Annotated in this window: 25 protein-coding genes and 1 pseudogene; 19 read left to right on the top strand and 7 right to left on the bottom strand. The window is 75.0% G+C overall.

Annotated features, from left to right (window positions below; all coding sequences use genetic code 11):
• Window positions 1-5: 5 nt before the first annotated feature.
• Together BD833_RS20625 and BD833_RS20620 are read left to right on the top strand one after the other, a co-directional pair.
• Window positions 6-962 (top strand): DUF2332 domain-containing protein, encoded by a 957-nt coding sequence (locus tag BD833_RS20625; RefSeq protein ID WP_166535037.1) that lies wholly within the window; start codon window positions 6-8, stop codon window positions 960-962.
• Complete coding sequence (locus BD833_RS20620) at window positions 959-1600, top strand: TrmH family RNA methyltransferase (RefSeq protein WP_208092797.1); 642 nt, start codon at window positions 959-961, stop codon at window positions 1598-1600. The genes BD833_RS20625 and BD833_RS20620 overlap by 4 nt, the downstream gene beginning before the upstream one ends.
• Here BD833_RS20620 and BD833_RS20615 read toward each other — a convergent pair.
• A complete protein-coding gene (locus tag BD833_RS20615; RefSeq protein ID WP_243737855.1) occupies window positions 1597-2463 on the bottom strand; it encodes an alpha/beta fold hydrolase in 867 nt (288 codons plus the stop codon). The genes BD833_RS20620 and BD833_RS20615 overlap by 4 nt on opposite strands.
• A 30-nt stretch (window positions 2464-2493) precedes the next feature.
• A complete protein-coding gene (locus BD833_RS20610) occupies window positions 2494-3261 on the bottom strand; it encodes a polyphosphate kinase 2 family protein (protein ID WP_166535036.1) in 768 nt (255 codons plus the stop codon).
• Window positions 3262-3355: 94 nt separating this feature from the next.
• Between BD833_RS20610 and rlmN the strand changes: the two genes are divergently transcribed.
• Window positions 3356-4540: a dual-specificity RNA methyltransferase RlmN gene (gene rlmN, locus BD833_RS20605; protein WP_166535035.1), complete on the top strand. Its 1185-nt coding sequence runs from the start codon at window positions 3356-3358 to the stop codon at window positions 4538-4540.
• The gene (locus tag BD833_RS20600; RefSeq protein WP_166535034.1) at window positions 4537-5256 is read left to right on the top strand and encodes a VIT1/CCC1 transporter family protein; all 720 of its coding nucleotides are present in this window, start codon (window positions 4537-4539) and stop codon (window positions 5254-5256) included. The genes rlmN and BD833_RS20600 overlap by 4 nt, the downstream gene beginning before the upstream one ends.
• Window positions 5257-5290: 34 nt before the next feature.
• On the opposite strand, the gene BD833_RS20595 is transcribed toward BD833_RS20600, so the two are convergent.
• Window positions 5291-5593 carry a DUF2631 domain-containing protein gene (locus tag BD833_RS20595; RefSeq protein ID WP_166535033.1) on the bottom strand — a complete coding sequence of 101 codons (303 nt, stop codon included), beginning with the start codon at window positions 5591-5593 and terminating at the stop codon, window positions 5291-5293.
• A 156-nt stretch (window positions 5594-5749) separates the two neighbouring features.
• On the opposite strand from BD833_RS20595, the gene dxr reads away from it, so the two are divergent.
• Window positions 5750-6961 (top strand): 1-deoxy-D-xylulose-5-phosphate reductoisomerase, encoded by a 1212-nt coding sequence (gene dxr / locus BD833_RS20590; RefSeq protein WP_166535032.1) that lies wholly within the window; start codon window positions 5750-5752, stop codon window positions 6959-6961.
• Window positions 6962-6973: 12 nt separating this feature from the next.
• The gene (locus BD833_RS20585; RefSeq protein WP_341770625.1) at window positions 6974-8344 is read left to right on the top strand and encodes a M50 family metallopeptidase; all 1371 of its coding nucleotides are present in this window, start codon (window positions 6974-6976) and stop codon (window positions 8342-8344) included.
• On the opposite strand, the gene BD833_RS20580 is transcribed toward BD833_RS20585, so the two are convergent.
• Window positions 8328-9233, bottom strand: coding sequence for an EamA family transporter (locus BD833_RS20580; RefSeq protein ID WP_166535030.1), 906 nt, complete (start codon window positions 9231-9233; stop codon window positions 8328-8330). The two genes, BD833_RS20585 and BD833_RS20580, sit on opposite strands and share 17 nt — an antisense overlap.
• 72 nt (window positions 9234-9305) lie before the next feature.
• On the opposite strand from BD833_RS20580, the gene BD833_RS20575 reads away from it, so the two are divergent.
• On the top strand, window positions 9306-10274 hold the full coding sequence (locus BD833_RS20575) for a LysR family transcriptional regulator (protein ID WP_166535029.1): 969 nt from the start codon (window positions 9306-9308) through the stop codon (window positions 10272-10274).
• Here BD833_RS20575 and BD833_RS20570 read toward each other — a convergent pair.
• Window positions 10261-11643 carry a hypothetical protein gene (locus tag BD833_RS20570; RefSeq protein ID WP_166535028.1) on the bottom strand — a complete coding sequence of 461 codons (1383 nt, stop codon included), beginning with the start codon at window positions 11641-11643 and terminating at the stop codon, window positions 10261-10263. The two genes, BD833_RS20575 and BD833_RS20570, sit on opposite strands and share 14 nt — an antisense overlap.
• A gap of 125 nt (window positions 11644-11768) precedes the next feature.
• Between BD833_RS20570 and ispG the strand changes: the two genes are divergently transcribed.
• The 3 genes from ispG to BD833_RS20555 all read left to right on the top strand — a co-directional run bounded on the left by ispG (window position 11769) and on the right by BD833_RS20555 (window position 15751).
• Window positions 11769-12929, top strand: a complete 1161-nt coding sequence (gene ispG, locus BD833_RS20565) for a flavodoxin-dependent (E)-4-hydroxy-3-methylbut-2-enyl-diphosphate synthase (RefSeq protein ID WP_166535027.1) — start codon at window positions 11769-11771, stop codon at window positions 12927-12929.
• A gap of 3 nt (window positions 12930-12932) precedes the next feature.
• On the top strand, window positions 12933-13784 hold the full coding sequence (locus tag BD833_RS20560) for a GNAT family N-acetyltransferase (protein ID WP_166535026.1): 852 nt from the start codon (window positions 12933-12935) through the stop codon (window positions 13782-13784).
• A 77-nt stretch (window positions 13785-13861) separates the two neighbouring features.
• Window positions 13862-15751, top strand: a complete 1890-nt coding sequence (locus BD833_RS20555) for a penicillin-binding transpeptidase domain-containing protein (RefSeq protein WP_166535025.1) — start codon at window positions 13862-13864, stop codon at window positions 15749-15751.
• A gap of 111 nt (window positions 15752-15862) precedes the next feature.
• On the opposite strand, the gene BD833_RS20550 is transcribed toward BD833_RS20555, so the two are convergent.
• On the bottom strand, window positions 15863-16315 hold the full coding sequence (locus BD833_RS20550) for a ferritin-like domain-containing protein (RefSeq protein WP_166535024.1): 453 nt from the start codon (window positions 16313-16315) through the stop codon (window positions 15863-15865).
• A 12-nt stretch (window positions 16316-16327) separates the two neighbouring features.
• Window positions 16328-16816: a hypothetical protein gene (locus tag BD833_RS20545; protein ID WP_166535023.1), complete on the bottom strand. Its 489-nt coding sequence runs from the start codon at window positions 16814-16816 to the stop codon at window positions 16328-16330.
• Window positions 16817-17095: 279 nt separating this feature from the next.
• Here BD833_RS20545 and rimP point away from each other — a divergent pair, with 279 nt between their 5' ends.
• The 9 genes and pseudogenes from rimP (at window position 17096) to BD833_RS20505 (ending at window position 24433) form a co-directional block, all read left to right on the top strand.
• Complete coding sequence (rimP, locus tag BD833_RS20540) at window positions 17096-17764, top strand: ribosome maturation factor RimP (RefSeq protein ID WP_166535022.1); 669 nt, start codon at window positions 17096-17098, stop codon at window positions 17762-17764.
• On the top strand, window positions 17761-18912 hold the full coding sequence (nusA, locus tag BD833_RS20535) for a transcription termination factor NusA (RefSeq protein ID WP_166535021.1): 1152 nt from the start codon (window positions 17761-17763) through the stop codon (window positions 18910-18912). The genes rimP and nusA overlap by 4 nt, the downstream gene beginning before the upstream one ends.
• Window positions 18913-18920: 8 nt before the next feature.
• Window positions 18921-19307, top strand: a complete 387-nt coding sequence (locus BD833_RS23130; protein WP_341770624.1) for a YlxR family protein — start codon at window positions 18921-18923, stop codon at window positions 19305-19307.
• Between the two features lie 61 nt (window positions 19308-19368).
• A pseudogene (locus BD833_RS23345) lies at window positions 19369-19512 on the top strand (translation initiation factor IF-2 N-terminal domain-containing protein); the annotation flags it as partial.
• A gap of 906 nt (window positions 19513-20418) precedes the next feature.
• Window positions 20419-22254 carry a translation initiation factor IF-2 gene (gene infB / locus BD833_RS23120; protein ID WP_243737857.1) on the top strand — a complete coding sequence of 612 codons (1836 nt, stop codon included), beginning with the start codon at window positions 20419-20421 and terminating at the stop codon, window positions 22252-22254.
• Window positions 22255-22289: 35 nt separating this feature from the next.
• Complete coding sequence (locus tag BD833_RS20520) at window positions 22290-22592, top strand: DUF503 domain-containing protein (RefSeq protein ID WP_243737854.1); 303 nt, start codon at window positions 22290-22292, stop codon at window positions 22590-22592.
• 67 nt (window positions 22593-22659) lie between these two features.
• A complete protein-coding gene (gene rbfA, locus BD833_RS20515) occupies window positions 22660-23178 on the top strand; it encodes a 30S ribosome-binding factor RbfA (protein ID WP_166535019.1) in 519 nt (172 codons plus the stop codon).
• On the top strand, window positions 23175-23417 hold the full coding sequence (locus BD833_RS20510) for a hypothetical protein (RefSeq protein WP_166535018.1): 243 nt from the start codon (window positions 23175-23177) through the stop codon (window positions 23415-23417). Before rbfA ends, BD833_RS20510 begins: the two co-directional genes overlap by 4 nt.
• The gene (locus BD833_RS20505; RefSeq protein ID WP_166535017.1) at window positions 23414-24433 is read left to right on the top strand and encodes a DHH family phosphoesterase; all 1020 of its coding nucleotides are present in this window, start codon (window positions 23414-23416) and stop codon (window positions 24431-24433) included. Before BD833_RS20510 ends, BD833_RS20505 begins: the two co-directional genes overlap by 4 nt.
• Window positions 24434-24882: the final 449 nt, after the last annotated feature.

Here is a 24882-nt window from a genome sequence, read left to right as displayed (position 1 = left end):
CCTGCATGGGCGACGCCGACCGGACCCGCATCGCGCGGGAGTTCCGCAGCTTCACCGAGGCCGCGGCGGGTGCGGGCTCCCCGCTGTACGTGGAGCTCGCCGCGGCCGTGGCCGAGGACGACCGCGCCCTCGATCTCCTGCTCGACCTGCCGACCGACAAGCAGCAGCCCATGCTGCTCTTCGGCGCGATCGCCTTCCTCGGCGCACCCCCGGCCGATGCGGACGAGCTGCGCGCGGTGATCCGCGACGACGGCGACCGGATCCGCGAGACGATGCGTACCCGGTTCACCCAGACCAACGAGCCCGCGCGCTGCGCAGCGGTGCTTACGGCGATCGGCGACCTGAGGGGCCCGGTCGGCCTCGTCGAGGTCGGCTCGTCGGCGGGCCTCTGCCTGTACCCCGACCGGTACAGCTACGAGTTCGACGGCCGGCCGGTCGGGCCCCGCAGCGCCGTCCACCTGACCTGCACGACGTCCGGGCCGGTCCCGGTGCCCGCGGGGCTGCCCGAGGTGGTCGGACGGGTCGGGATCGACCAGAACCCGCTCGACCCGTCCGATCCCGACGACCGGGCGTGGCTGCGCGCCCTGGTGTGGCCCGGGCCGAACGCGGCATCCCGGCTCGAGCGGCTGGACGCGGCGGCCGCCCTCGCGGCCCGGGAGCCGGCGACGGTGCTGACCGGTGACCTCGTCGACCGGCTCGGCGAGGCGCTGGACCTGCTCCCGGCCGACTGCACGCCCGTGGTCTTCCACACCGCCGTGCTCGTGTACCTCGAGCGGGACCGGCGCGAGGAGTTCGCCGCCCTGGTGCGTTCGCTGGGCGTGCGCTGGGTCGCGCAGGAGGCCGCGGGCATCGTCCCCGGCGTCCCCCGCGACCTCGCGCGCCCGGACTCGTTCGTCCTGTCGGTCGACGGTCGTGCCCTCGCCGTCACCGCGCCGCACGGCGGCCGGATCGGCTGGCTGTGACCGTCGATCCCGCGGTCGGCCCCACCGAATGGGGCGAGAGCGTCGGCGTCGGGCCGTGGACGGGGCCGTGGCCGGACGACCCGCGCTACGACCCGGAGCTGCTCGCCGGCGGCGACCGGCGCAACGTCGTCGACCGGTACCGCTACTGGACGCTCGAGGCGATCGTCGCCGATCTCGACGCACGGCGGCACCCGTTCCACGTCGCGATCGAGAACTTCGGCCACGACCTGAACATCGGCACGGTCGTGCGCACCGCCAACGCGTTCCTCGCCGCGGAGGTGCACGTCGTCGGGCGGCGGCGCTGGAACCGCCGCGGCGCGATGGTCACCGACCGGTACCAGCACCTGCGCCACCACGCCGACGTGGACGGGCTGCTGGCCTTCGCCGCCGAGCGGGAGCTCGCCGTGGTCGCCGTCGACAACGGCCCCGGCGCGGTGCCGATCGAGACCGCACGGCTCCCTGAGCGCTGCGTGCTCCTGTTCGGCCAGGAGGGTCCGGGGCTCACGGACGAGGCCCGCACGGGGGCGACCACGACCGTCTCGATCGCCCAGTTCGGCTCGACCCGGTCGATCAACGCCGGCGTGGCAGCCGGCATCGCCATGCACAGCTGGGTCCGCCAGCACGCCGCGATCAGCTAGCCGGCGAGCACCTCCCGCAGTCGGGCCGCGAACGACTCCGGCTCGCCCGCGTAGCCGTGCTCGCCGCCCAGGAAGCCGCCGTGGTGGCTCGGGAACACCACGAGCTGCGTCCCGAGCAGCTCGGCGGTGGCCTCGGAGGTGCGCCAGGTCAGCGTCCCCCGCGACTCGGTCCCGGCGGCGATCACGATCCGGGTCGACGCGTTCCGCAGTGCCGCTCCGTCCGGGCGGTAGGCCGTGACCGGGGCGGACGCGCCGGAGAACAGCGGGTCGTCGCGCGATCCGTCGTCCTCGGTGGGCAGTCCGAGGGCGGCGGGGTCGGGGAGCGTGAAGTCCGCGGTGAACTCGCCCTGCCACGAGGTGAGTGCGAGGAACCCGGCCATCGCCGCGCCCCACCCCTTCTCGGCGTACGCCGCATCCACCTTCCGCGTGGCCGCCAGGGCCTGCTCGGCGTCGGGGAGGACGCCCACGAGCGGGGGCTCGTGCGCCACCAGGGTGGTCACGTCGCCGGGGTGGGCGGCCACCCAGGCCAGCGCGGTGACCGCGCCGCCGCTGCTGGCGAAGACCTCGACCGGCCGCGCGCCGATCGCCTCGACGAGCAGGTGCAGGTCCTCGGCCTGCCGGACCGGGTCGTGGTCGGTCCGCCCGTCGCTGCGCGCGCTGCGTCCCAGACCGCGGGGGTCGTAGGTGACGACGGTCCGGTCCTCGAAGAAAGAGGCCAGCGTCCCGAAGCCTGCTGCGTCCATCGGCTGGCCGACCATGAGGAGCGGCGGGCGCCCGTCGCCGGGCGGCAGCGGCCCGCGGACGTCATAGGCCAGGGCGGCTCCCGGCGCCTGGAGGGTGCGCGTCGACATGCTGGTGGTCATGCCCTTGCAGACGGCGGCTCCGCCGCGAACTCATCGGTCCAGGGCCGGGTCGGGGTCGATGCCGCGGGCGTGCAGCGCCGCCTCCACCGCCTCGCAGACCGCGCGGACGACGGCGACCCGCGCCCACCGCTTGTCGTCGGCGGGGACGACGTGCCACGGCGCGACGGGGGTGTCGGTGCGCTCGAGCATCTCCTCGACCGCCGCCTCGTACTCCCCGCGCTTCTCCCGATTGCGCCAGTCCTCCTCGGTGAGCTTCCACGCCTTGTACGGGTCGGCGCGACGGGCCTCGAAGCGGCGCAGCTGCTCCTCGGGGGAGACGTGCATCCAGAACTTGACCAGCACCGCGCCCTCGGCGGCCAGCGTCGTCTCCAGGTCGACGATCTCCTGGTAGGCCCGGCGCCAGGCCTCCTCCGGGGCGAAGCCCTCCACCCGCTCGACGAGCACCCGGCCGTACCAGGACCGGTCCAGCACGGCCATGCCGCCCCAGCCGGGCAGCACCGGCCAGAACCGCCACAGGAAGTGGTGCCGCTTCTCGTCGCGGGTGGGGGCGGCGAACTGCGCCACGCGCACGTGCCGGGAATCCAGCTCGCCGACCAGCCGCTGGATCGCCCCGCCCTTGCCCGAGGCGTCCCAGCCCTCGAAGAGCACCAGCAGCGGCGGGCCGAGCTCACCCGGGCCGATCTGCCCGCCCAGCAGGAGCCGGAGGTGGACCAGTCGCTCCTGCGCGGCGGCCAGCTGCTTCTTGGCCTCCTTCTTGTCCAGGGTGAGGGTCAGGTCGACGTCGTCCAGCCGGCTCATGCCTGCAGACCCTGCCAGGGATCGGCCTTCCCGGCGTGAGTTCGGTCTCCGGACCGGGACCGGGCAGCGGGGGAGTGGGACGATGGGCGGTGCCATGACTGCTCTCCCCCTGGTCTTCGACGCCCCCCGCCGCGGCAAGCCGCCTCGCCACCTCGCCGATCTCACCCGCGAGGAGGCCCGGGCTGCCGTCGCGGAGCTGGGCCAGCCGGCGTTCCGCGCCGACCAGCTGGCCCGGCACTTCTACCGCGGCGTCACCGACACCGCACTGATGACCGACATCCCGGCCGCCGCCCGCGAGACACTGCGCGACGCGCTGCTCCCCGGGCTGCTCACGGTGGTGCGGCACCAGACGGCCGACGACGGGCGCACCCGCAAGACCCTGTGGCGGCTGCACGACGGGGCGCTCGTGGAGAGCGTCCTCATGCGCTATCCCGACCGGGCCACCGTGTGCATCTCCAGCCAGGCCGGCTGCGGCATGGCCTGCCCGTTCTGCGCGACCGGCCAGCAGGGGCTCACCCGCAACCTCTCCGCCGCCGAGATCATCGGCCAGGCGGTCGCCGCCGCCTCGGCGATGGCGAACGGCGAGATCGAGGGCGGGCCGGGCCGGCTGTCCAACGTGGTCTTCATGGGCATGGGGGAGCCGCTGGCCAACTACGCCCGCGTCCGGGCGACCCTCGAGGCCCTGCTGGCCCCGGCCCCCTTCGGGCTGGGCCTCTCGCAGCGCTCGGTGACCGTCTCCACGGTCGGTCTGGTGCCCGCCATCCGCCGGCTCACCGAGGAGGGGCGCAACGTCACCCTCGCGGTCAGCCTGCACGCGCCCGACGACGAGCTGCGCGACACCCTCGTGCCGATCAACACCCGCTGGAAGGTCGGCGAGGTCATCGACGCCGCCGACGCCTACGCGACGAAGACCGGGCGCCGCTACTCCATCGAGTACGCGCTGATCCGCGACGTCAACGACCAGCCCTTCCGCGCCGACCTCCTCGGCCGGCTGCTCGCGGGCAAGCTCGCGCACGTCAACCTCATCCCGCTCAACCCCACCCCGGGCAGCAGGTGGGACGCCAGCCCGCTGCCGGCGCAGCGGGAGTTCGTCGCCCGCCTCCGCGCGGCGGGGGTGGCGACGACGGTGCGCGACACCCGCGGCCAGGACATCGACGGCGCGTGCGGGCAGCTGGCCGCCGCCGACCAGGTGGGAGTGCCCAGCGTCGCCCTCCCGACCCCGTCGGTCGAGCCCGCCGAGCCCCCGGTCCCGCTGGGCGCCGAGGCCGACCAGGGGTGACCGCCGGCGAGCTGGCCGACGCGGAGGCGCACGAGCACACCCACGCCGACGTCTCCGGCGGCTGGCTGCGCGCGGCGGTGTTCGGGGCCATGGACGGCCTGGTGACCAACACCGCGCTGGTCGCCGGCGTCGGGGGTGGCGGGGCGGCACCGCGGGCGATCGTGCTGGCCGGCACGGCGAGCCTGGTCGCCGGCGCGATCTCGATGGCGCTGGGCGAGTACACGTCGGTGAAGACGCAGAACGAGCAGCTCGACCTCGAGGTGGCCAAGGAGCGCCGGGAGCTGGAGCGCAATCCCGTGGGTGAGCTGGCCGAGCTCACCGACATGCTGCAGGCGCGCGGCGTCGATGCCCGCCTCGCCCGGCAGGTCGCCGTCCAGCTGTCGGCGGACCCGGAGATGGCCCTGCGCCTGCACGTCCTCGCCGAGCTCGGCGTGAACCCCGAGGAGCGGCCCTCGCCTCGGGTGGCGGCGGTCTCCTCGTTCCTCACCTTCGGCACGGGGGCGGCGCTGCCGCTCGTGCCCTACTTCCTCGGCGTCCCGCTGCTGTGGGTCGCCGTGCTGTGCGGAGCCGTCGGGCTGTTCGCCGCCGGCGCGCTGTCCGCGCGCTTCACCCCGCGGCCGTGGTGGTTCGCCGGGCTCCGGCAGCTGGCGTTCGGGGCCGCGGCAGCGGGCGTGACCTACCTGATCGGCGCGGCGATCGGCGTCGCCGTCACCTGACGCCCCCGCCTGCGCGGGCGGGGGCCGGTCCGCGTCAGCGGCGCCAGGCGGTCTTCTTGCGCCGGATGTCCCAGATGAGGACGAGCGCCATGAGGCCGGCGAAGACGGCGAGGTAGATGTCCTCCACGCGGCCCTCGTGGTTGCCGACCGTGTACAGCAGGATGACCGCGACGCTGAACCAGCCACCGATCTGGGCCCACTTGCCGGTCTCGCCGTGCCAGCCCCAGTCCTCGGGCTGCTCGTGCTCGACGGGGTGCTCACCGGCGCGGACGACGCCCTCTTCACGTCCGGGCTGGTTGACCCGCTGGGTCGACGGGGAGTGGAATGCCTCGGTCACCCGACCATTCTGGCAGGAGTGCCAGCAGGACACCCTCCGAGGTGGACCGGCCCGGCGGGTCGGGGAGGATGCGGGCGTGAGCGGACAGGGACGTGAGCATCGCAGCGAGGAACGAGTGAGGAGCGGAGCGTCCCGCGGGAGCGAGCCGGTGCCGTCGTGAGCGCACCCGCCGGTCCACCCCGTGAGGTCACCGTCCTCGGCTCGACCGGCTCCATCGGCCGGCAGGCGATCGACGTGGCCCAGCAGAACCCCGACCGGCTGCGGATCACCGGCCTGGCGGCCGGGGGCGGGGACGTCGGGCGGCTCGCCGAGCAGGCGCTGGCTCTGGGCGTGCGCACCGTCGCCGTCGCCCGGGCCACCGCCGCCCAGGACCTGCAGCTGGCGTTCTACGCCGCCGCCTCGCAGCGCGGCTGGTCGAAGGGCGAGTTCGCGCTGCCGGAGATCCTGGCCGGCCCGCGCGCCGCCGAGGAGCTGGCCGCCCGCCCGGCCGACGTCGTCCTCAACGGCATCACCGGCTCCATCGGGCTGGGCCCGACGCTGTCCGCGCTGGAGGCCGGTCGCACCGTCGCGCTGGCGAACAAGGAGTCGCTGGTCGCCGGAGGGGAGCTCGTCCTCGCGGCGGCGGCTCCCGGCCAGCTGGTGCCGGTGGACTCCGAGCACTCGGCGCTGGCGCAGTGCCTTCGTGGGGGCGCGCGGGAGGAGGTCGCCCGGCTGGTGCTCACCGCCAGCGGCGGGCCGTTCCGCGGCCGGTCCGCCGCCGAGCTCGAGACCGTCACCGTCGAGCAGGCGCTCGCGCACCCGACGTGGGCCATGGGCCCGGTCGTCACGATCAACTCGGCGACGCTGGTCAACAAGGGGCTCGAGCTGATCGAGGCGCACCTGCTGTTCGGCGTCCCCTACGCCGACATCGACGTCGTGGTGCACCCGCAGTCGATCGTCCACTCGATGGTCACCTTCGCCGACGGCGCGACGATCGCGCAGGCCAGCCCGCCGGACATGCGCCTCCCGATCGCCCTCGGGCTGGCCTGGCCCGACCGGCTCGCGCAGGTGCAGCCGGCCCTGGACTGGGGATGCGCGAGCACCTGGGAGTTCCTGCCGCTGGACTCCGAGGCGTTCCCCGCCGTGCGGCTGGCCCGCGCGGCGGGGGAGGCGGGGGGCGTGGTGCCGGCGATGTACAACGCCGCGAACGAGGAGGCGGTGGCCGCCTTCACGGCGGGTCGCCTCTCGTTCCCAGGGATCGTCCAGCTCGTCGCGCGTACGCTCGACGCCGCGCCGGACCTCGGCGCCCCCACCTGCGTCGAGGACGTCCTGGCGGCGGAGAAGTGGGCCCGGGAGCACGCCCGGGGAGTCATCGCCCGCACCACGTGATGGAGGCCTGAGCTGAGCGGGATCCTGCTGACGGTCCTGGGGATCGTCCTGTTCGCCCTCGGCCTGATGTTCTCCATCGCCTTCCACGAGGCCGGCCACTTCTGGTGGGCGCGGAAGTTCGGCATGCGGGTGCCGCAGTTCATGGTGGGCTTCGGGCCGACCGTCTTCTCCCGGCGCCATGGCGAGACCGAGTACGGCGTCAAGGCGATCCCGCTCGGCGGCTACATCCGCATCGTCGGGATGATCCCGCCGGCCGAGGAGGGCGAGAGCAAGCGCGCGACCCGCATGCGCAGCTTCATCGCCGAGGTCCGCGGCCAGGCCCTGAACGACGTGCTGCCCTCCGACGCCGACCGGGTCTTCTACAAGAAGCCCTGGTGGCAGCGGGTCATCGTGATGTTCGCCGGCCCCTTCCACAACCTGGTGCTGGCGGTGGTCTTCTTCACCGTCGTGCTCGTGGGGTTCGGTGTCCCGGAGATCAGCACCCGGATCTCCCAGGTGCCCGACTGCGTGCTGCCGGCCGGCGCGGCGACGGCGGACGTGGAGGGTGCCTGCGGCATCCCCATCACGCCCGAGGGCCAGCGCTGCGAGGCCGGGACCGCGGGCTGTGCGCTGCCGGCGCGCAGCCCGGCAGCCCAGGCGGGGCTGCTACCGGGCGACACGATCCTGGCCCTGGACGGCGAGCCGGTGTCCCAGGAGACGAACGTCGGCTGGGAGCAGGTGCAGGAGACGATCCGGACCAGCGCCGGCGAGCCGGTCGTCTTCCGGGTCGAGCGCGACGGCCAGCAGCGCGAGCTCATCGTCACCCCGACGGAGAACCAGGTCTACGCGGACGAGGAGGGCACCCGGACGACGACCGTGGGTTTCGTCGGCATCCAGCCCGCCACCCCGGACGTGCGCCAGTCGCTGACCGAGGTGCCCGGCTACCTCGGCACCATCGTCGTCCGCTCCGTCGACCGGCTGGTCGAGATCCCCGAGCGGGTCCCGCAGCTGTTCCGCGCCGCGTTCCTCGGCGAGGAGCGGGACCCGCTGGGCCCGATCGGCGTGGTCGGCGTCAGCCGGATCTCCGGGGAGGTCTTCGCGTACCAGGACTTCTCCGCCGGGCAGAAGATCGGCTACTTCATCCAGCTGCTCGCGGGGATGAACCTGGTCCTGTTCCTGTTCAACCTGCTGCCGATCTACCCCCTCGACGGCGGGCACGTCGCCGGCGCCCTGTACGAGAAGGCCCGCTCCACGGTCGCCCGGCTGCGCGGTCGGCCCGATCCGGGTCCGTTCGACATCGCCCGGCTGATGCCGGTGGCCTATGCCGTGGCCGGGTTGTTCCTGGCGCTGTCGCTGCTCCTGCTGATCGCGGACGTCGTCAACCCGGTCAGGCTGGCTGGGTGACCGGCACGGCCGGCGCCGATGTGCGGCGGGCCGGCCGGGAGGCGACGAGGACGCCGCTCACCACGAACCCACCGGCGACGAGCTCCACCGGGTCGAGCGTCTCGCCGAAGGCCAGCCACGACGCGAGGACGCCGACCACCGGCACGAGCATGGAGAACGGCGCCACCACGTTCGACGGGTTGCGGGACAGCAGCGTGTTCCAGATCCCGTAGCCGAGCAGGGTCGCGACGACGACGACGTAGAGCAGGCCGAGCACCGACGGCAGCGCGGCCGTCGTGAACGCGGTCGACAGCGAGCGCCCGATGCGGTCCGGGCCCTCGACCACCAGCGCCAGCACCAGCATCGGCACCGGCGGGATCGCCGCCGTCCAGAGCGTCAGGTGGAAGGCGTTCGGTGGCTGGGCCCGCCGGCTGCAGACGTTGCCGATCGCCCAGCCCAGGGCGCCGCAGAGGGTGAGCACGACGGGCAGCCAGGCCGCGGTCTGCGCCCGGTGGACCGCGATCGCGGCCAGGCCCAGGACGGCCAGGCCGACCCCGGCGAGCTGCCGCGCCGACAGCCGTTCGTGCAGCCAGAACCCGGCGATGAGCACGGTGAACGGAGCCGAGGCCTGCAGCACCAGGGAGGCCAGCCCGCTCGGCATGCCGGCGGCCATCCCGGCGTAGAGGAAGGCGAACTGCAGGATCCCGATGCCCGTTCCCACCCCGATCAGCCAGCGCAGGGGTACCGGCGGCCGGGGGATGAGCAGGACCGCGGGCAGCCCCACGAGGGCGAACCGCAGGGCGACCATGAACAGCGGCGGGAACTGCTCGAGCGCCAGCGCGGTGGCCGGGAAGTTGAGCCCCCAGCACACCGCGACGACGCAGGCGAGGAGGCGGTCGCGCAGAGGCACGCGGGGAAGCCTGGGCCCCCCGTCCGTGAAGGACAAGCGCGATGTCGTGAATCGTCTCTGTAGGTTCGCTGCATGGACGTCCCCGGGCTGTGGGAGCGGGTCGACCCCGCGCAGCTCCTGCTGCTGCGGGAGCTCGCCGAGCACGGGTCCGTGACCGCCGCCGCCCGGGCCACCGGACGGACGCCGTCCGCGGTCTCCCAGCAGCTGAAGGTCCTGCAGCGGCGGGTGGGGGTGCCGCTGGTCGAGCGGGCCGGCCGGGGCGTCCGCCTGACCGATGCCGGCCGGGCGCTCGCCGGCATCGCCGCCGGCGTCGCGACGGCCCTGGCCGTGGCCGAGACGGACTGGGCGGGTTACCGCGGCGGGGCCGGCGGGACCGTGCGTCTGGCGGTCTTCCACTCCGCCGGCGAGCTGCTGGTCCCCGGGCTGCTCGACCGGCTGGCCACGGCTCCGCAGATCACCCTCGAGACCTACGACGAGGACGTCTCGCAGGACGACTTCGCGGCCCTCACCGCGGGCTACGACATCGTGGTCGCGCACCGGTCCGACGACGTGCTGCCCCCGGACCGGGGTGGGATCGAGGTCCGGACGCTGCTGCGGGAACCGCTGGACGTCGCCCTGCCGCTGGACCACCCGCTGGCCCGGCGGGACCGGGTGCGCCCGCTCGACGTGATCGGCGAGCAGTGGATCGCCCCGCCGGCGGGGTTCCCCATCGACCGGGTGCTGACGGCGATCGCCGCCCGGGCCGGGGAGCCGGTGCGGGTCGTGCGACGGACCACGCACCTGCCGTTGATGGAGAAGCTGGTCGCCGGCGGGCACGGCGTCGCGCTGCTGCCACGGCACACGACCCGCGACCGCGCCGCCGGGCGGCTGGCGCTGGTGCCGCTGGCCGACCTGCGCGCCGGGCGGATCGTCGAGGCGCTCGCGCGCCCCGACAAGGCCGCCCGGCGCGCGGTGCAGGTGGTGCTCGCCGCGCTGCTGGAGGAGGCCGGGCCCTACCGGGACCGGGCGGGAGCCGGGCCAGGACCGGTCAGGCCGGGCTGAACGGCTCGGGGTCGCGCGGCCGTGCCGTCCACGCGCCCACGGGCGCCACGACGGGCAGCCCGGCCCAGCGCCGCGCGACGCCGAGGACTTCGCCCGGTTCGCCCGAGTAGCCCCAGGGCCACTCGGTGACGGAGCGGCCGATCGCCTCGAGGTGCGGACGCGCCGAGTCCGCGTCGTCGGCCAGCCAGAAGGCGTAGGCGGCCAGGTTGTGCCCCTCCAGCCGACCGCCCGGGCGCGGCCCGCCGTCGGGCCCGGACAGCCACCGCTGCACGCACGTCCGCAGCTCGGTGCGGGTCGCACCGGCGGTCATGTGCCGCTGCGCCTGCGAGGGGCCGCCGCGCCCGGCCTCCAGTTCGAGGTGGCGCTCGATGTGGGCGATCAGGGGGAGCAGGCAGGTCGCCGACCCGGCCGGGGCGCCGGTGCCGAGGTCGCGGGCCATGGCGAACATGGTCTCGGTGTCGCCGAGCCACTTCGCGCAGACCGTCTGCAGGGCCACCTGCGACCCGTACACGTGGAACGGAGCACGCTCGAACAACCCGTCCACCCGGCGCTCGAACTCCTCCTGCGGCACCTGCTGCCCGCGGGCGATCTGGACCAGGGTGGCCCACGGCATCGGGTCGTCCGGGGCCATCTCGATGGCCTTCTCGGCCAGCCGCTGCGCCTGGTCCAGGCCGGTGAAGAACGCGCGGACCGCGTCGTCCGGCGTGTGTGCCGCGTCGGCGGCCCCGCGCGCCGCCCAGGCCCGCTGGACGGCGAGCTCGGCCCGGACGGCGGTGGCCTGCGGGTCCTGCGGCCGTGCGGCGAACCACTCCTCGACCCACTGGCCGTCGTGGACGGACAGCCCGGTCAGCGTGCGGATCCGGTCGCTGCGGACGTCGACGTCCCCGGTCGCGCCCAGGAGCGCGGCGGCGGGCTGCCACTCGCCGCGGCGCGCGGCGTCGGCGGCCGCCGCGAGGTCGACGTCGTCGCCGATCTCGTCCACGGGGACGATCTCGTCGGGCCGCAGCTCGCCCTCGACGGCGGTGCGGCCGCCGATCAGGAATGTGACGAACCGGGCGAAGCGGGCTCCGGTGAGCACCAGGACACCGCCGGCGGCGGCGAAGCCGGCCTGCGACGGCAGCCCGGCGCTCTCCACGTGCGGCGCGACCAGCCCGAACGTCAGCCCCCAGACGGCGACCAGCAGCGCCGGGTAGGCGACCACGACGCTGATGGCCCGGATGCCCGTCGGGTTGAACAGGAACGGGTACTCGGGCCGGATGCCGATCAGGCGGCCCAGGCCGCTACCGGCGATGACGTACATGACGGCGAAGAGCAGCACGACGACGAGAGCGGTCGTCGCGACGTTCGCGCCGGTGGGGTCCAGGCTCATGGCGCGGGACGGTAGGGCCGCGCAGGGGTCGCGGACTCCGTGAGCAGGGGACACGCCGAGCGGGACGACGCCCACGTCACAGCCGTGTCAGCCGCACCGGTCGTCCCGCGGGGGATACTGGGCTCATGGCGATCCCCGTCGGCCTCGGCATGCCCGCTGCGCCCCCGCCCGTGCTCGCTCCGCGACGGAAGACCCGTCAGCTGGACGTGGGCGGCGTCGGAGTCGGCAGCGACTTCCCCGTCAGCGTGCAGTCCATGTGCACGACCAAGACCGCGGACATCAACGCGACGCTGCAGCAGATCGCCGAGCTGACCGCGTCCGGCTGCCAGATCGTGCGGGTCGCGGTGCCCGACACCGACGACGCCGAGGCGCTGCCGATCATCGCGAAGAAGTCGCAGATCCCGGTGATCGCGGACATCCACTTCCAGCCCCGGTACGTCTTCGCCGCGATCGACGCCGGCTGCGCCGCCGTGCGGGTGAACCCGGGCAACATCAAGAAGTTCGACGACAAGGTGGGCGAGATCGCCCGGGCGGCCAAGGGTGCCGGCATCCCGATCCGGATCGGCGTCAACGCCGGCTCGCTGGACAAGCGCCTGCTGGCCAAGTACGGCAAGGCGACGCCGGAGGCGCTGGTCGAGTCGGCGCTGTGGGAGTGCTCGCTGTTCGAGGAGCACGACTTCCGCGACATCAAGATCTCGGTCAAGCACAACGACCCGGTGGTCATGGTGCGCGCCTACGAGCTGCTGGCCGCCCAGTGCGACTACCCGCTGCACCTCGGCGTCACCGAGGCGGGCCCCGCGTTCCAGGGCACGATCAAGTCCGCCGTCGCCTTCGGTGCCCTGCTCTCCCAGGGCATCGGCGACACCATCCGCGTCTCCCTGTCGGCCCCCCCGGCGGAGGAGGTCAAGGTCGGCAACCAGATCCTGGAGTCGCTGAACCTGCGCCAGCGCGGCCTGGAGATCGTCAGCTGCCCGTCCTGCGGGCGGGCGCAGGTCGACGTCTACAAGCTCGCCGACGAGGTCACCGCCGGGCTCGAGGGCATGGAGGTGCCGCTGCGCGTCGCCGTCATGGGCTGCGTCGTCAACGGCCCGGGGGAGGCCCGCGAGGCCGACCTGGGCGTCGCCTCCGGCAACGGCAAGGGCCAGATCTTCGTCAAGGGCGAGGTCATCAAGACCGTGCCCGAGTCGCAGATCGTGGAGACCCTGATCGAGGAGGCCCTGAAGATCGCGGGTGAGCAGGTGGCCGCCGGTGAGCCCTCCGGGCCGCCGGTCGTCACCGTCAGCTGACCCGTGCTCCGCACTCCGGCCGCCCGCATCCTGGACGAGGCCGACGAGCCGGCCGTGCAGCGGCTGCTGGCCGCCGATCCGGTCGGCGCCTGCGTGATCGCCGGGCGGGTCGAGGTCGCGGGCACGGCGCCGGTCTCCCTCGGCGCACCGCTGTGGGGCGTCGGCGACGGCGACCGGCTCGACGCCGTCTGCCTCGCCGGGGCGAACCTCATCCCGTTCGCCGCGCCCGGCGCCGAGCGGGCGGCCGCGGTCGCCTTTGCCGAGCGGGCGCGACGGGCCGGCCGGCGCTGCTCCACGATCGTGGGGCCCTCGGCCGTCGTCGGGCCGCTGTGGGAGCTGCTCGCCCCGGCCTGGGGTCCCTGCCGCGACCACCGGCCGCGGCAGCCGCTGATGGCCATCGACGGCCCGCCGGCCGTCGCGCCCGAGCCGCGGGTGCGTCCGGTGTCCCCGGACCAGCTGGAGGTGCTCCTGCCGGCCGCGGTGGCCATGTTCACCGAGGAGGTCGGCGTCAGCCCGCTGCGCATCGACGGCGGCGCCGGCTACCGGGCGCGGGTGGACGAGCTGGTGCGGGCCGGCCAGTCGCTGGCCTGGATCGAGGACGGCCGGGTGCTGTTCAAGGCCGAGATCGGTGCGGTCAGCCGCGGTGCCTGCCAGGTGCAGGGCGTCTGGGTGGCGCCCGCGCTGCGCGGCCGGGGCATCGGCACCGCCTGCACCGCCGCGGTCGTCGAGTACGCCCGCGCGGTCATCGCCCCCGTGGTCAGCCTGTACGTCAACGACTACAACACCCGTGCCCGCACCGCGTACCGCCGCGTCGGTTTCCGGGAGGTCGGCGAGTTCGCCAGCGTGCTGTTCTGAGGGACCCGCCCGGGGGCTCGCGCGCGGCACCGCGGGGGATGCCGGGAAACCGATCCCCGATCTGAGAACCTGGGCGCGTGCGGACCCGTGGCCCTGCTCTCCTGACCTCCCTCCTCCTGACCGCACCGGTCCTGCTGGCCGGCTGCTCGGGCAGCAGCGAGGACGACGTCCGGGCCGCCGCGGAGGGATTCCTCGCCGACTGGGCCGCGGGCGAGACCGCGGCCGCCGCCGGGGCCACCACGGACCCGGCCGCGGCCACCGCGCTGCTCGAGCAGACGGCCACCGACCTCCCCGGCGCCGTCCTGGACGCGGACCTGGGCGAGGTCACCGTCGAGGACGAGGCCGCCACCGTCGGCTGGACCGCCCGCTGGGACCTCCCGGCGGCCCCGGAGTGGAGCTACCCGGGCACGCTGCGGCTGCAGGAGGGGGAGGACACGTGGGAGGTCGTCGCCGAGCCCGCGATGGTCCACCCGGAGCTGGCGGAGGGGCAGCGGCTCGAGCTCACCCGCGTCCTCCCGGAACGGGCTCCGATCACCGACGCCGCCGGCGCGCCGCTGTTCACCCCGACCGAGGTGGTCAACGTGGGGGTCGACACCGGGCAGGTCACCGACCTGCCGGCGCTCGCGGCGGCCCTGGGGGCGGCGACGGGCGTCGACCCGCAGACGATCGTCGCCGACGTCCAGGCCGCTCCGGCCGGGCAGTTCGTGCCGGTGATCACCCTGCGCCGGCCCGCCTTCGAGGCGATCCGCGCCCAGGTGTACGACCTGCCCGGCGCGGTGTTCCCCACCGAGACGCGGCTGCTGGCACCCACGGCGGACTTCGCCTCCGCGCTGCTGGGGCGGGTCGGCCCGGCGACGGCGGAGCTGATCGAGGAGACCGCCGAGGACGGGCAGCCCCGGTACGCCGCCGGCGACCAGCTCGGGCTGTCGGGGCTCCAGCGCGCCTACCAGGACCAGCTCACCGGCACCCCCGGCTACACGGTGTCGGCGGTGAGCGCCGACGCGGCCACCGGCGACACCGGGCAGGAGATCGCCGCCGTCGAGCCGGTCGCCGGCCGGCCGGTGCAGACCCCGCTGGTGCCGGCGATCCAGAACGCCGCCGACGCGGCCGTGGCCGGCGAGACGCGGCCCACGCACCTGGTGGTCGTCCGGCCCGGCACCGGTGAGCTGCTCGCCGTCGCCTCGAACGAGGCCGCCGACCCGGGCAACGCGCTGCGCGGGCAGTACCCGCCCGGTTCCAGCATGAAGACCATGACGGCGACCGCCCTGCTCGCCGGCGGGCTCACCCCGTCGACCGCCGTCCCCTGCCCGGCGACGACGACGGTGGAGGGCCGGGAGTTCGAGAACCAGGACCAGTTCGACCTCGGCACGGTGCCCTTCACCGAGGCCTTCGCCCAGTCGTGCAACACCACCTTCATCCAGCAGGGCCTGCAGCTGCCCGACGCGGCGCTCGCCGACGCGGCGGCCGCCTACGGCGTGGGCACCGACTGGAACCTGCCCGTCGACGTCTTCAGCGGCAGCGTCCCCCGGGACAGCACCGGGACGACGAAGGCGGCGAACGCCATCGGCCAGGGGCAGGTCCTCATGAGCCCGGCCCAGCTCGCCCTCGTGGCGGCCGGTATCGCCAGCGGCACGCCGGCCGCGCCGGTCGAGGTCGTGGGCGGTGAGCCCGCCGGACCGGCGCCCGCCGGCCCCGCGGCGGGCGTGCTCGACGCGCTCCGGCCGATGATGCGCGAGGTCGTGCTGTCGGGGACCGCGACCGCCCTGGCCGACCGGGGCGAGGTGTACGGCAAGACCGGCACGGCGGAGTACGGCACCAACACGCCGCCGGACTCCCACGGCTGGTTCATGGGCTACCAGGTGGGCGGGCCCCAGGGGGACATCGCCTTCGCCACCCTCGTGGAGGGCGGCCAGTCCAGCAGCGCCGCCGTGGCCGTGACCGACGCCTTCCTCGGCGCGCTCGCATAGCGCCGTCGGCGCGGAGCGGGGACCCGGAGGGTTCCCCGACGCGTCGACCGATGGGCTCAGCGTCCGACGGGGGCGCTGCCCGGCCGCGGTGCCGCCCGGAGGGCGGCGATGTCACAGCCCGGGCAGGGCCCGGGTGACCGGGGTCTGCCCGGCCGCGGTCCGCCAGCCCACCGCGCGGACCTCGGCGGCGCCGAGCACCTCCATCGCCAGCGCCCGGCTGGACCGCTCCGCGGCGCGGTCCAGGACGCGCAGCCACGCCGCGACGCCGCCCTCCTCCACGGTGGCGGCCAGGGAGGCCGCATCGACCGGGGAGAGGACGGGGAACGGCAGCGCGTAGCCGGCCTCGGGCAGCGCCGGCTCCGCGCCCCGCTCGGCGAGCAGGGCGATGAGCCGGTCCCGGAGGTCGCGGTGGACGGCCTCCGCTGCGGCCGCGGCGGCGCGCTCGCCCGGCGGCAGCGCGGCGCCCACCACGCCGTACCCCCAGACGGCGGCGTGCTCGGCGGCCAGCGCCTCGTCCAGCGCGGTGTTCTCGTCGGCGAGGGAGGTGGTCCCGTCGTCAGCCATGACCGTTCTCCCTCATGCCAGTCGGGCCTCGTGACCGCGCAGGCCGGCCGCGACGGAGCCCAGCAGGGCGGCCCGGCCACCGGTCTGGGCCAGGGCCGCGGTCGCGTGCGAGGTGGCGGCGACGGCGACCTGGGCCCGCAGCCAGGCCTGGCCCTGGCCGGGCGGGGGGAGGTCCGGGGGTGGGGTGGCCTCGGGCGTGCTGCCCGGGGCGGCGGCCTGCAGCCGGTCGAGCTGCTCACGGGCCTGGTCGGCCAGCTCGGGTGTCGCCGCGGCCAGCGCCGGGTCGGCCTCGAGGGCGAGCTCGTACGCCCGGACCAGCGTCTCCTGCACGGCGACCTGCGCGGCGAGCTCGTCGGCCTGCTCGCTGGTGACCGCGTTCCGCTCGTCCTCCGGTGGGGAGGACGTGCACCCGGCCGCGGCGGCGGCGAGGCCGGCCGCGGAGACCGCGAGCAGCGTCCGGCGGCTGAAGGTCCGCGGACCGGGGAGCGGGGGAGAGGACATCGCGCTCCATCCTCGCAGCCGAGGGCGTCCCCAGCCGGTCGCGCGGCGGGTCGGGCGTGCCGAGCCGCCGCACGTGAGCGGCGGCGCCACACGCGCCCCACCTGCCCCGGCGGCCGGGCCGTGCGCCGGGAGCCACGCGCCGGGCCGGCCCGCCCGCGCGGACGGTAGCCTGGGCACTTCCCCTCGATCCCGGGTCCGGTTCGCGACGCAGGTTCACGGCGCCGGGTCGCAGGGGTGTGCGCACGCATCGTGCGGCCGACCGAGCCTGAGGAGGCAAGCGTGTCCGCCTCTCGCGGAACCCAGCGCAGCGATCCGGCGACGGCCCGTCTGACCGGCTGGATCGAGCCCGCGGTGACCGGGGCCGGGTACGACCTGGAGGAGCTCGTCGTCACCCCCGCCGGCCGGCGGAGCGTCGTGCGCGTGGTGGTCGACCGCGACGAGGGCGTGACCCTGGACGGCATCGCCGAGGTCAGCCGCGCTGTCTCGGAGGTCCTGGACCGCAACGACGACGGCATGGGACGGACGCCGTACGTGCTCGAGGTGACCAGCCCGGGAGTGGACCGGCCGCTCACCGACGAGCGCCACTGGCGGCGCAACACCGGCCGCCTGGTGGTCGTGGCCGTCGGCCCTGCCGGCGCCAGCGAGCAGCTGACCGGGCGGGTGACCGCGGTGGACGGTCAGGGGGTGACCCTCGCCGTCGAGGCGAAGGGGAAGCCGGGAGCGAAGAAGCGCCCGCCGCAGCCACGCCTCGTCCCCTGGGCCGAGCTCGGGGCGGGCCGGGTGCAGGTGGAGTTCGCCCGGGCCGGCGACCCGGCCGACGACGACAGCGCAGTGGACGACAGCGCACTGGACGACAGCGCAGAGCAGGACGGCGCAGAGGACGACGCCGCCGAGCACGACGGCCCCGACCGGGCCGGGCTCGCGGACGACGACGGAGGAGACACGTGAACATCGACGTCACCGCGCTGAAGGCGGTCGAGCGGGAGAAGGGCATCCCGGTCGACACGGTGATCGAGGCCCTCGAGACCGCGCTGGTGACCGCCTACCGGCACGCGGACGGCGCGGCCAAGCACGTGCGGGTGCACGTGGACCGCAAGAGCGGGGAGGTCGCCGTCCTCGCCCAGGAGCTCGGCCCGGACGGCGAGGTCGTGCGGGAGTGGGACGACACCCCCACCGACTTCGGCCGGATCGCCGCGAGCACCGCCAAGCAGGTCATCGTCCAGCGGCTGCGCGACGCCGAGCACGAGCAGACCTTCGGCGAGTACGTCGGCAAGGAGGGCGACATCGTCAGCGGGATCGTCCAGGCCGACCAGCGGCGCAACGCCAGCGGCATCGTGATGATCGACATCGGCAAGGTCGAGGCGGTGCTCCCGTCGGCGGAGCAGGTGCCCGGTGAGAGCTACGCCCACGGCAGCCGGATCAAGGCCTACGTGGTGGCGGTGTCCCGCACGTTCCGGGGTCCGCAGGTGACCGTCTCCCGCACGCATCCCAACCTGGTGCGCAAGCTGTTCGCCCTCGAGGTCCCGGAGATCGCCGACGGCAGCGTCGAGATCGTGGCGGTCGCCCGCGAGGCGGGCCACCGCTCGAAGATCGCCGTCCGCACCTCGGTGCCCGGGCTGAACGCCAAGGGCTCGTGCATCGGGCCGATGGGCCAGCGGGTGCGCAACGTGATGAGCGAGCTGCACGGCGAGAAGATCGACATCGTCGACTGGTCCGACGACCCGGCGTCCTTCGTGGCCTCGGCGCTGAGCCCGGCCCGCGTCTCCGGCGCGCAGCTCGTCGACCCCCAGGCCAAGGCCGTGCGGGTCGTGGTCCCGGACTACCAGCTGTCGCTCGCGATCGGCAAGGAGGGGCAGAACGCCCGCCTCGCGGCCCGGCTCACCGGCTGCCGGATCGACATCCGCAGCGATGCGCAGGCCGACGACGCCGACGCAACCCCCTCCCCGGGGGTGGGCCGTCCGCCGCTGCGCTCGGGCCTGCCGGCTCACCCGGGCGGGGGGCGCGGCGGCGCCCAGGCGGGCCGACCGGCCCCGTCCGGGGGTGGATCCCGGTCCGGGCCACGGCGCGCGGAACAACGCGGACCGGCCACGCGCTAGAGTTGCGGGTGGCCGAAACGTCGGATCCGGTCCGCACCTGCGTGGGGTGCCGGAAGCGGGCGTCGGTCAGCGATCTGCTGCGCGTCGTCGTCGTGGCCGGGGACCTGGTCCCCGATCCACGCCGGCGGCTCCCCGGGCGGGGTGCGTCCCTGCACCCCACCGCGGAGTGCCTGCGCGCAGCGGAGCGACGCCGGGCCTTCCCGCGGGCGCTGCGCACCAGCGCCCCCGTGGAGGTCGGTCCGCTCCGGGCCTTCGTGCTCGACGCCTCCCCGGAGGTGCCGGGGGAGGGAACCGGATCGGGCAACACCAGCAGTTCCCAGTCGGGCCGGCACCAGGCCGGTCCGCACGTCGACAGGACACCGTCGGATGACTCAGCCGTGAAGTTCTCACGATGACCATGCGCCACTAACGACGAGGTCGAGCGGGCAAGCCGCCGGCCTCACAAAGAGGAGACCCGTGCCAGGCAAAGCCCGCGTACACGAACTCGCCAAGGAGTTCGGTGTCGACAGCAAGACCGTGCTCGCCACGCTCAAGGAGCAGGGCGAGTTCGTGAAGTCCGCGTCCTCCACCGTCGAGGCCCCCGTGGCCCGGCGGCTCCGTGAGGCACTCGGCGCCGCGACGGGCGGGAACGGCGCCGCCGCGCCGGCCGCCCCCCGTCCCAGTGCGCCCGCCCCGAAGCCCGCGGCTCCGGCGGCTCCCGCCGCGCCCTCCGCACCAGCCGCCGCCGCTCCGTCGGCACCGGCCCGCCCCGCGGCTCCCGGGCCGCGCCCGGGTCCCCGGCAGCCGGCTGCCGCTCCGGAGGCTCCGGCTCCCGTCGCCCCGGCCGCACAGGCCCCGGCGGCTCCGCCGCAGCAGCCGGCCGCTCCGCGTCCGGCCGGTCCCCGTCCGGGCCCGGCCGGCGGTGGTGCGCCCGGTGGTCCGCGTCCCGGCCCGCGGCCGGCGCCGCGACCCGGTAACAACCCCTTCAGCAGCGCCCCCCGGCCGGCCCCCGCGGCCGGTGGCCCGCGTCCCGGTCCGGCGGCGGGTGGCCGTCCCGCGCCCGGTACCGGCGGTCCCCGCCCGGCGCCCGGCGCCGGTGGTCCCCGTCCGGCCGGACCCGGTGGTCCCCGTCCCGGTCCCGGTGCCGGTGGCCCGCGTCCGGCCGCGGGCCCCGGTGGCCCGCGCCCGAACCCGGGCATGATGCCGCAGCGCCCGTCCCCGGGCATGATGCCCGGCCGGCCCGCCGGTGGCGGTCGCCCCGGTGGCGGTCCCGGTGGTCCCGGTGGCCGCGGCCGTCCGGGTGGTCCCGGCGGTGGCGGTGGCGGTGGCTTCCGTCCCGGTGGCGGCGGCGGTGCCCCCGGTGCCGGCGCGCCCGCCGGTGGTGGCTTCCGCGGTGGCGGCGGTGGCCGTGGTCGCGGCCGTGGCGGTTCGGGTGCCGGCACCGCCGGTGCCTTCGGCCGTCCCGGCGGTCGTGGGCCGGTCCGTGGCCGCAAGAGCAAGAAGCAGCGGCGTCAGGAGTTCGACTCCATGGCGGCGCCAAGCATGGGCGGCGTCAGCCTGCCGCGTGGCAACGGGCAGACCGTCCGGCTGCCCCGTGGCGCCTCGCTGACCGACCTGGCCGAGCGGATCAACGCCCAGCCGGCCGCGCTGGTCACCGCCCTCTTCCACCTGGGCGAGATGGTCACCGCGACGCAGTCGGTCAACGACGAGACGCTGCAGCTGCTCGGCGCCGAGATCGGCTGGGTCATCCAGGTCGTCAGCCCCGAGGACGAGGACCGCGAGCTCCTCGAGACCTTCGACCTCACCTTCGGTGACGAGGAGGGCGACGAGGAGGACTGGTCGGCCCGTCCGCCGGTCGTGACCGTCATGGGTCACGTCGACCACGGAAAGACCAAGCTCCTCGACGCGATCCGCGACGCCAACGTCGTGGCCCGCGAGGCCGGCGGCATCACCCAGCACATCGGCGCCTACCAGGTCGTCACCGAGCTGGACGGCAACGAGCGTCCGGTCACCTTCATCGACACCCCGGGTCACGAGTCGTTCACCGCGATGCGTGCCCGCGGTGCGAAGGTCACCGACATCGTCATCCTGGTGGTCGCGGCGGACGACGGCGTCATGCCGCAGACCGTCGAGGCGCTCAACCACGCCCAGGCCGCCGAGGTCCCGATCGTGGTCGCGGTGAACAAGGTGGACAAGGAGGGGGCCAACCCCGCCAAGATCCGCCAGCAGCTCACCGAGTACGGCCTGGTCGCCGAGGAGTACGGCGGCGAGACAATGTTCGTCGACGTCTCGGCCATCACGCGGCAGGGTCTCGACGACCTGCTCGCGGCGGTGCTGCTGACCGCCGACGCCTCCCTCGACCTGCGCGCGAACACCGAGCAGGACCCGCAGGGTGTGGTCATCGAAGGCAAGCTGGACAAGGGCCGCGGGCCCGTCGCCACGGTGCTCGTCCAGCGCGGCACGCTGCGCCAGGGCGACTCGATCGTGGCCGGCGACGCCTACGGTCGCGTCCGGTCGCTGCTCGACGAGCACGGCAACAAGCTGAAGGAGGCCCTGCCGGCCCGCCCCGTGCAGGTCGTGGGCCTCACCTCGGTGCCGCGTGCCGGCGACACCTTCCTCGTCGTCGACGAGGACCGCGTCGCCCGGCAGATCGCCGATCGTCGTCAGGCCCGCATCCGCAACGCGCAGAACGCCTCGATGCGCAAGCGGATCAGCCTCGAGGACCTCGACGCGGCGCTCAAGGAGACCCGTCAGCTCAACCTGATCATCAAGGGCGACAACTCGGGCACCGTCGAGGCGCTCGAAGAGGCGCTCATGAAGATCGAGGTCGACGACGAGATCTCGCTCCGGGTCATCCACCGCGGCGTCGGTGGCATCACCAAGAGCGACATCGACCTGGCGCTGGCCGACGACGTCATCGTCCTGGGCTTCAACGTCCGGGCCGAGGGCCAGGCCACCGAGCTCGCCAACCGCGAAGGGGTGGACGTCCGGTACTACACGGTCATCTACCAGGCGATCGACGAGATCGAGGCCGCGCTCAAGGGCATGCTCAAGCCCATCTACGAGGAGGTCCAGCTCGGCACGGCGGAGGTCCGCGAGGTCTTCCGGGTGCCGAAGATCGGCAACGTCGCCGGTTCGCTGGTCCGCAGCGGCACGATCGTCCGCAACTCGAAGGCCCGTCTCATCCGCGACGGTGCCGTGGTCGCCGACAACCTGTCGGTGGAGTCCCTCCGCCGGTTCAAGGACGACGCGACCGAGGTCCGCGAGGGCTACGAGTGCGGTATCGGCCTGGGGTCGTTCAACGACATCAAGGTCGACGACGTGATCGAGACCTTCGAGATGCGCGAGAAGCCGCGCGACTGACCGGACCCGTTCCAGCACCATCCAGCAGGGAGGCGGTGAGCGTGTTCACCGGCACGCTCACCGCCGACCTGCTGCTGGGCGACGTGCACTCGCTCAAGGGCAAGCGCGCCATCGTCCGCCCGATCGTGGCCGAGCTGCGGCGCCGCTTCGCCGTCGCCGCCGCCGAGGTCGGCGACCAGGACCTGCACCGCCGGGTGCAGGTCGGGGTCGCAACCGTGGCGGGGGAGGCCGCACAGGTGACCGACGTGCTCGACGCGTGCGAGCGGTTGCTGGCCGACCGGCCAGAGGTGACGCTGCTGTCGACCCACCGTCAGCTCTTCGGCGACGAGGACCAGTAAGAGGACCGCTCGCCCCCGTCCCGCTCGCCGGAGCGGGGCCGCTCCACCCACGAACCTTGGAGGTCCGATGGCCGATCCGGCTCGCGCTCGCAAGCTCGCGGTGCGCATCCGACAGATCGTCTCCGCCGCGATCGAGTCCCAGATCAAGGACCCCCGCCTGGGCATGGTGACGGTCACCGACGCCCGGGTGACCAGTGACCTGCGGGAGGCCACGGTCTTCTACACGGTCTACGGGGACGACATCCAGATCGCCGACTCGGCGAAGGCGCTGACCAGCGCCACCGGGGTGCTGCGCTCCACCGTCGGCCGGCAGACCGGCATCAAGTTCGTGCCGTCGCTCACGTTCGTGGCCGACATCGTCCCGGACACCGCCCGGGAGCTGGAGGAGGCGCTCGAGCGCGCCCGGCACGCCGACGCCGAGCTGGCCCGGGCCCGGGAGGGTGCCAGCTACGCCGGCGAGGCCGACCCGTACCGGAAGCCGGCGGAGGACGACGAGGACGAGGACGAGGACGAGGACGACACGACGGGGTCCGACCCCGCCGATGACGCCTCCGAGGACACCGCCGCCACGAGGAGCGCACCGTGACCGAGAACGACCCCGACCCGTTCGAGCCCGACGAGGGCCAGGGCGAGGCGGTGCTGGGCGGGCGGCGCGTGCCCGCCACCGGCGACCCGACCGACGGCGGCAAGCGCGGTCAGATCGGGGAGGTGCCCAGCATCGCCGCCGACGAGCCCGACGACGGTGGCCCCGGCTACCCGGTCGGCGGGGGCGACATCACCGAGCACCAGGGCGGCCGGGTGGCCGACCCCGACGCGGGCGCGTGAGCCCCGCCTCCGACGGGCGCCCGGCCGCCGATCTGGCGGCCGCCACCCGATCGGCGGCCGCCGTGCTGGCCGAGGCCGCGCAGTCCCGCGCGACCGTCGTGCTCTCCGGTCACGTGCAGCCCGATGCCGATGCGCTGGGCAGCACCCTGGCGCTCGCCGAGGGCCTGCGACGGCGGGGCGCCCGCGTGCTCGCCACCTTCCCAGGTCCGTTCACGCTGCCCGCCTCGCTGGGATGGATCCCCGGTGCCGACGGTCTCGTGCCGGCGGACGCGGTGCCGTCGTCCCCGGACGTCTTCGTCAGCCTGGACGCGGCGTCACCGGGCCGGCTGGGGGAGCTGGCCGGCCTGCTCGACCGGGCGATGACGTCGGTCGTCGTCGACCACCACGCGAGCAACCCCGGCTTCGGGCAGGTGCGCCTGGTCGATCCGACGGCGCCCGCGACCGTCACCCTGGTCGCCGACCTGCTCGACGGGCTGGGCGTGACCCTCGACCGGCAGCTGGCCACCTGCCTCTACGCCGGCCTCGCGGCCGACACGGGCTCCTTCCGCTTCGGCAGCACTCGGCCGGAGACCCACGAGTTCGCGGCCCGGCTGCTCGGCACCGGGATCGACCACGCGGCCATCAGCCGCCGGCTGTTCGACACCGCGCCCTTCGGCTGGCTCGGCCTCCTGTCGGTGGTGGCCGGCCGGGCGGCGCTGGAGCCCGAGGTCGGCGCCGGTCTGGTCTGGACCTGGTCCAGCACCGCCGAGGCGGCCGAGCACGGGCTGCCGGGGGAGCAACTGGAAGCCCTCGTCGACGTCGTCCGTTCCGCGGAGGAGGCCGACGTCGCCTGCGTCCTGAAGGGCCAGGACGACGGGTCGTGGTCGGTCTCCCTGCGGTCGCGGGGGGCCACCGACGTCGCGCGGGTGGCCATGGCCCTCGGCGGTGGCGGTCACCGCGCGGCGGCGGGCTACACCTCCTCCGCCGACCGCGAGGGCACGGTCGCGGCGCTGCGCGCCCAGCTCTGCACGCGATGACACGGCGGTCCTCCGGACCGCACCGCGGCCACCGAGCGTCCCCGACTCGCGGTGAGCCCGTCCACGCCACCGCGCCGGGAGGGCTCCGGCCATGACGTCGCCACCCTCCGGGCAGCACCGCGACCACGTGCCGTCCCCGACGGGCGGTGAGCCCGTCCATGCCACCGCGCCGGGAGGGCTCCGGCCATGACGTCGCCACCCTCCGGGCAGCACCGCGACCACGTGCCGTCCCCGACGGGCGCTGAGCCCGTCCATGCCACCGCGCCGGGAGGGCTCCGGCCATGACGTCGCCACCCTCCGGGCAGCACCGCGACCACGTGCCGTCCCCCGGCGGTGGAGAGCCCGTCCAGGCCACCGCGCCGGGAGGGCTCCGGCCATGACGTCGCCACCCTCCGGGCAGCACCGCGACCACGTGCCGTCCCCCGGCGGTGGAGAGCCCGTCCAGGCCA

The sequence above is a fragment of the Blastococcus xanthinilyticus genome (assembly GCF_008124835.1).
GTDB lineage: Bacteria > Actinomycetota > Actinomycetes > Mycobacteriales > Geodermatophilaceae > Blastococcus > Blastococcus xanthinilyticus.
The sequence above is the reverse complement of the archived record's forward strand: the minus strand, read 5'-3'. Positions and strand labels throughout refer to the sequence as shown.

Excerpts from the sequence above, each read along its gene's own strand:
- BD833_RS20610 (WP_166535036.1), bottom strand. The coding sequence starts at position 3,261 with ATGAGCCGGCTGGACGACGTCGACCTGACCCTCACCCTGGACAAGAAG.
- infB (WP_243737857.1), top strand. The coding sequence starts at position 20,419 with ATGGCGGCGCCAAGCATGGGCGGCGTCAGCCTGCCGCGTGGCAACGGG.
- ispG (WP_166535027.1), top strand. The coding sequence starts at position 11,769 with ATGGCGATCCCCGTCGGCCTCGGCATGCCCGCTGCGCCCCCGCCCGTG.
- rbfA (WP_166535019.1), top strand. The coding sequence starts at position 22,660 with ATGGCCGATCCGGCTCGCGCTCGCAAGCTCGCGGTGCGCATCCGACAG.
- BD833_RS20570 (WP_166535028.1), bottom strand. The coding sequence starts at position 11,643 with ATGAGCCTGGACCCCACCGGCGCGAACGTCGCGACGACCGCTCTCGTC.
- BD833_RS20545 (WP_166535023.1), bottom strand. The coding sequence starts at position 16,816 with ATGTCCTCTCCCCCGCTCCCCGGTCCGCGGACCTTCAGCCGCCGGACG.
- rlmN (WP_166535035.1), top strand. The coding sequence starts at position 3,356 with ATGACTGCTCTCCCCCTGGTCTTCGACGCCCCCCGCCGCGGCAAGCCG.
- BD833_RS20575 (WP_166535029.1), top strand. The coding sequence starts at position 9,306 with ATGGACGTCCCCGGGCTGTGGGAGCGGGTCGACCCCGCGCAGCTCCTG.
- BD833_RS20615 (WP_243737855.1), bottom strand. The coding sequence starts at position 2,463 with ATGACCACCAGCATGTCGACGCGCACCCTCCAGGCGCCGGGAGCCGCC.
- BD833_RS20550 (WP_166535024.1), bottom strand. The coding sequence starts at position 16,315 with ATGGCTGACGACGGGACCACCTCCCTCGCCGACGAGAACACCGCGCTG.
- BD833_RS20625 (WP_166535037.1), top strand. The coding sequence starts at position 6 with ATGGGCGACGCCGACCGGACCCGCATCGCGCGGGAGTTCCGCAGCTTC.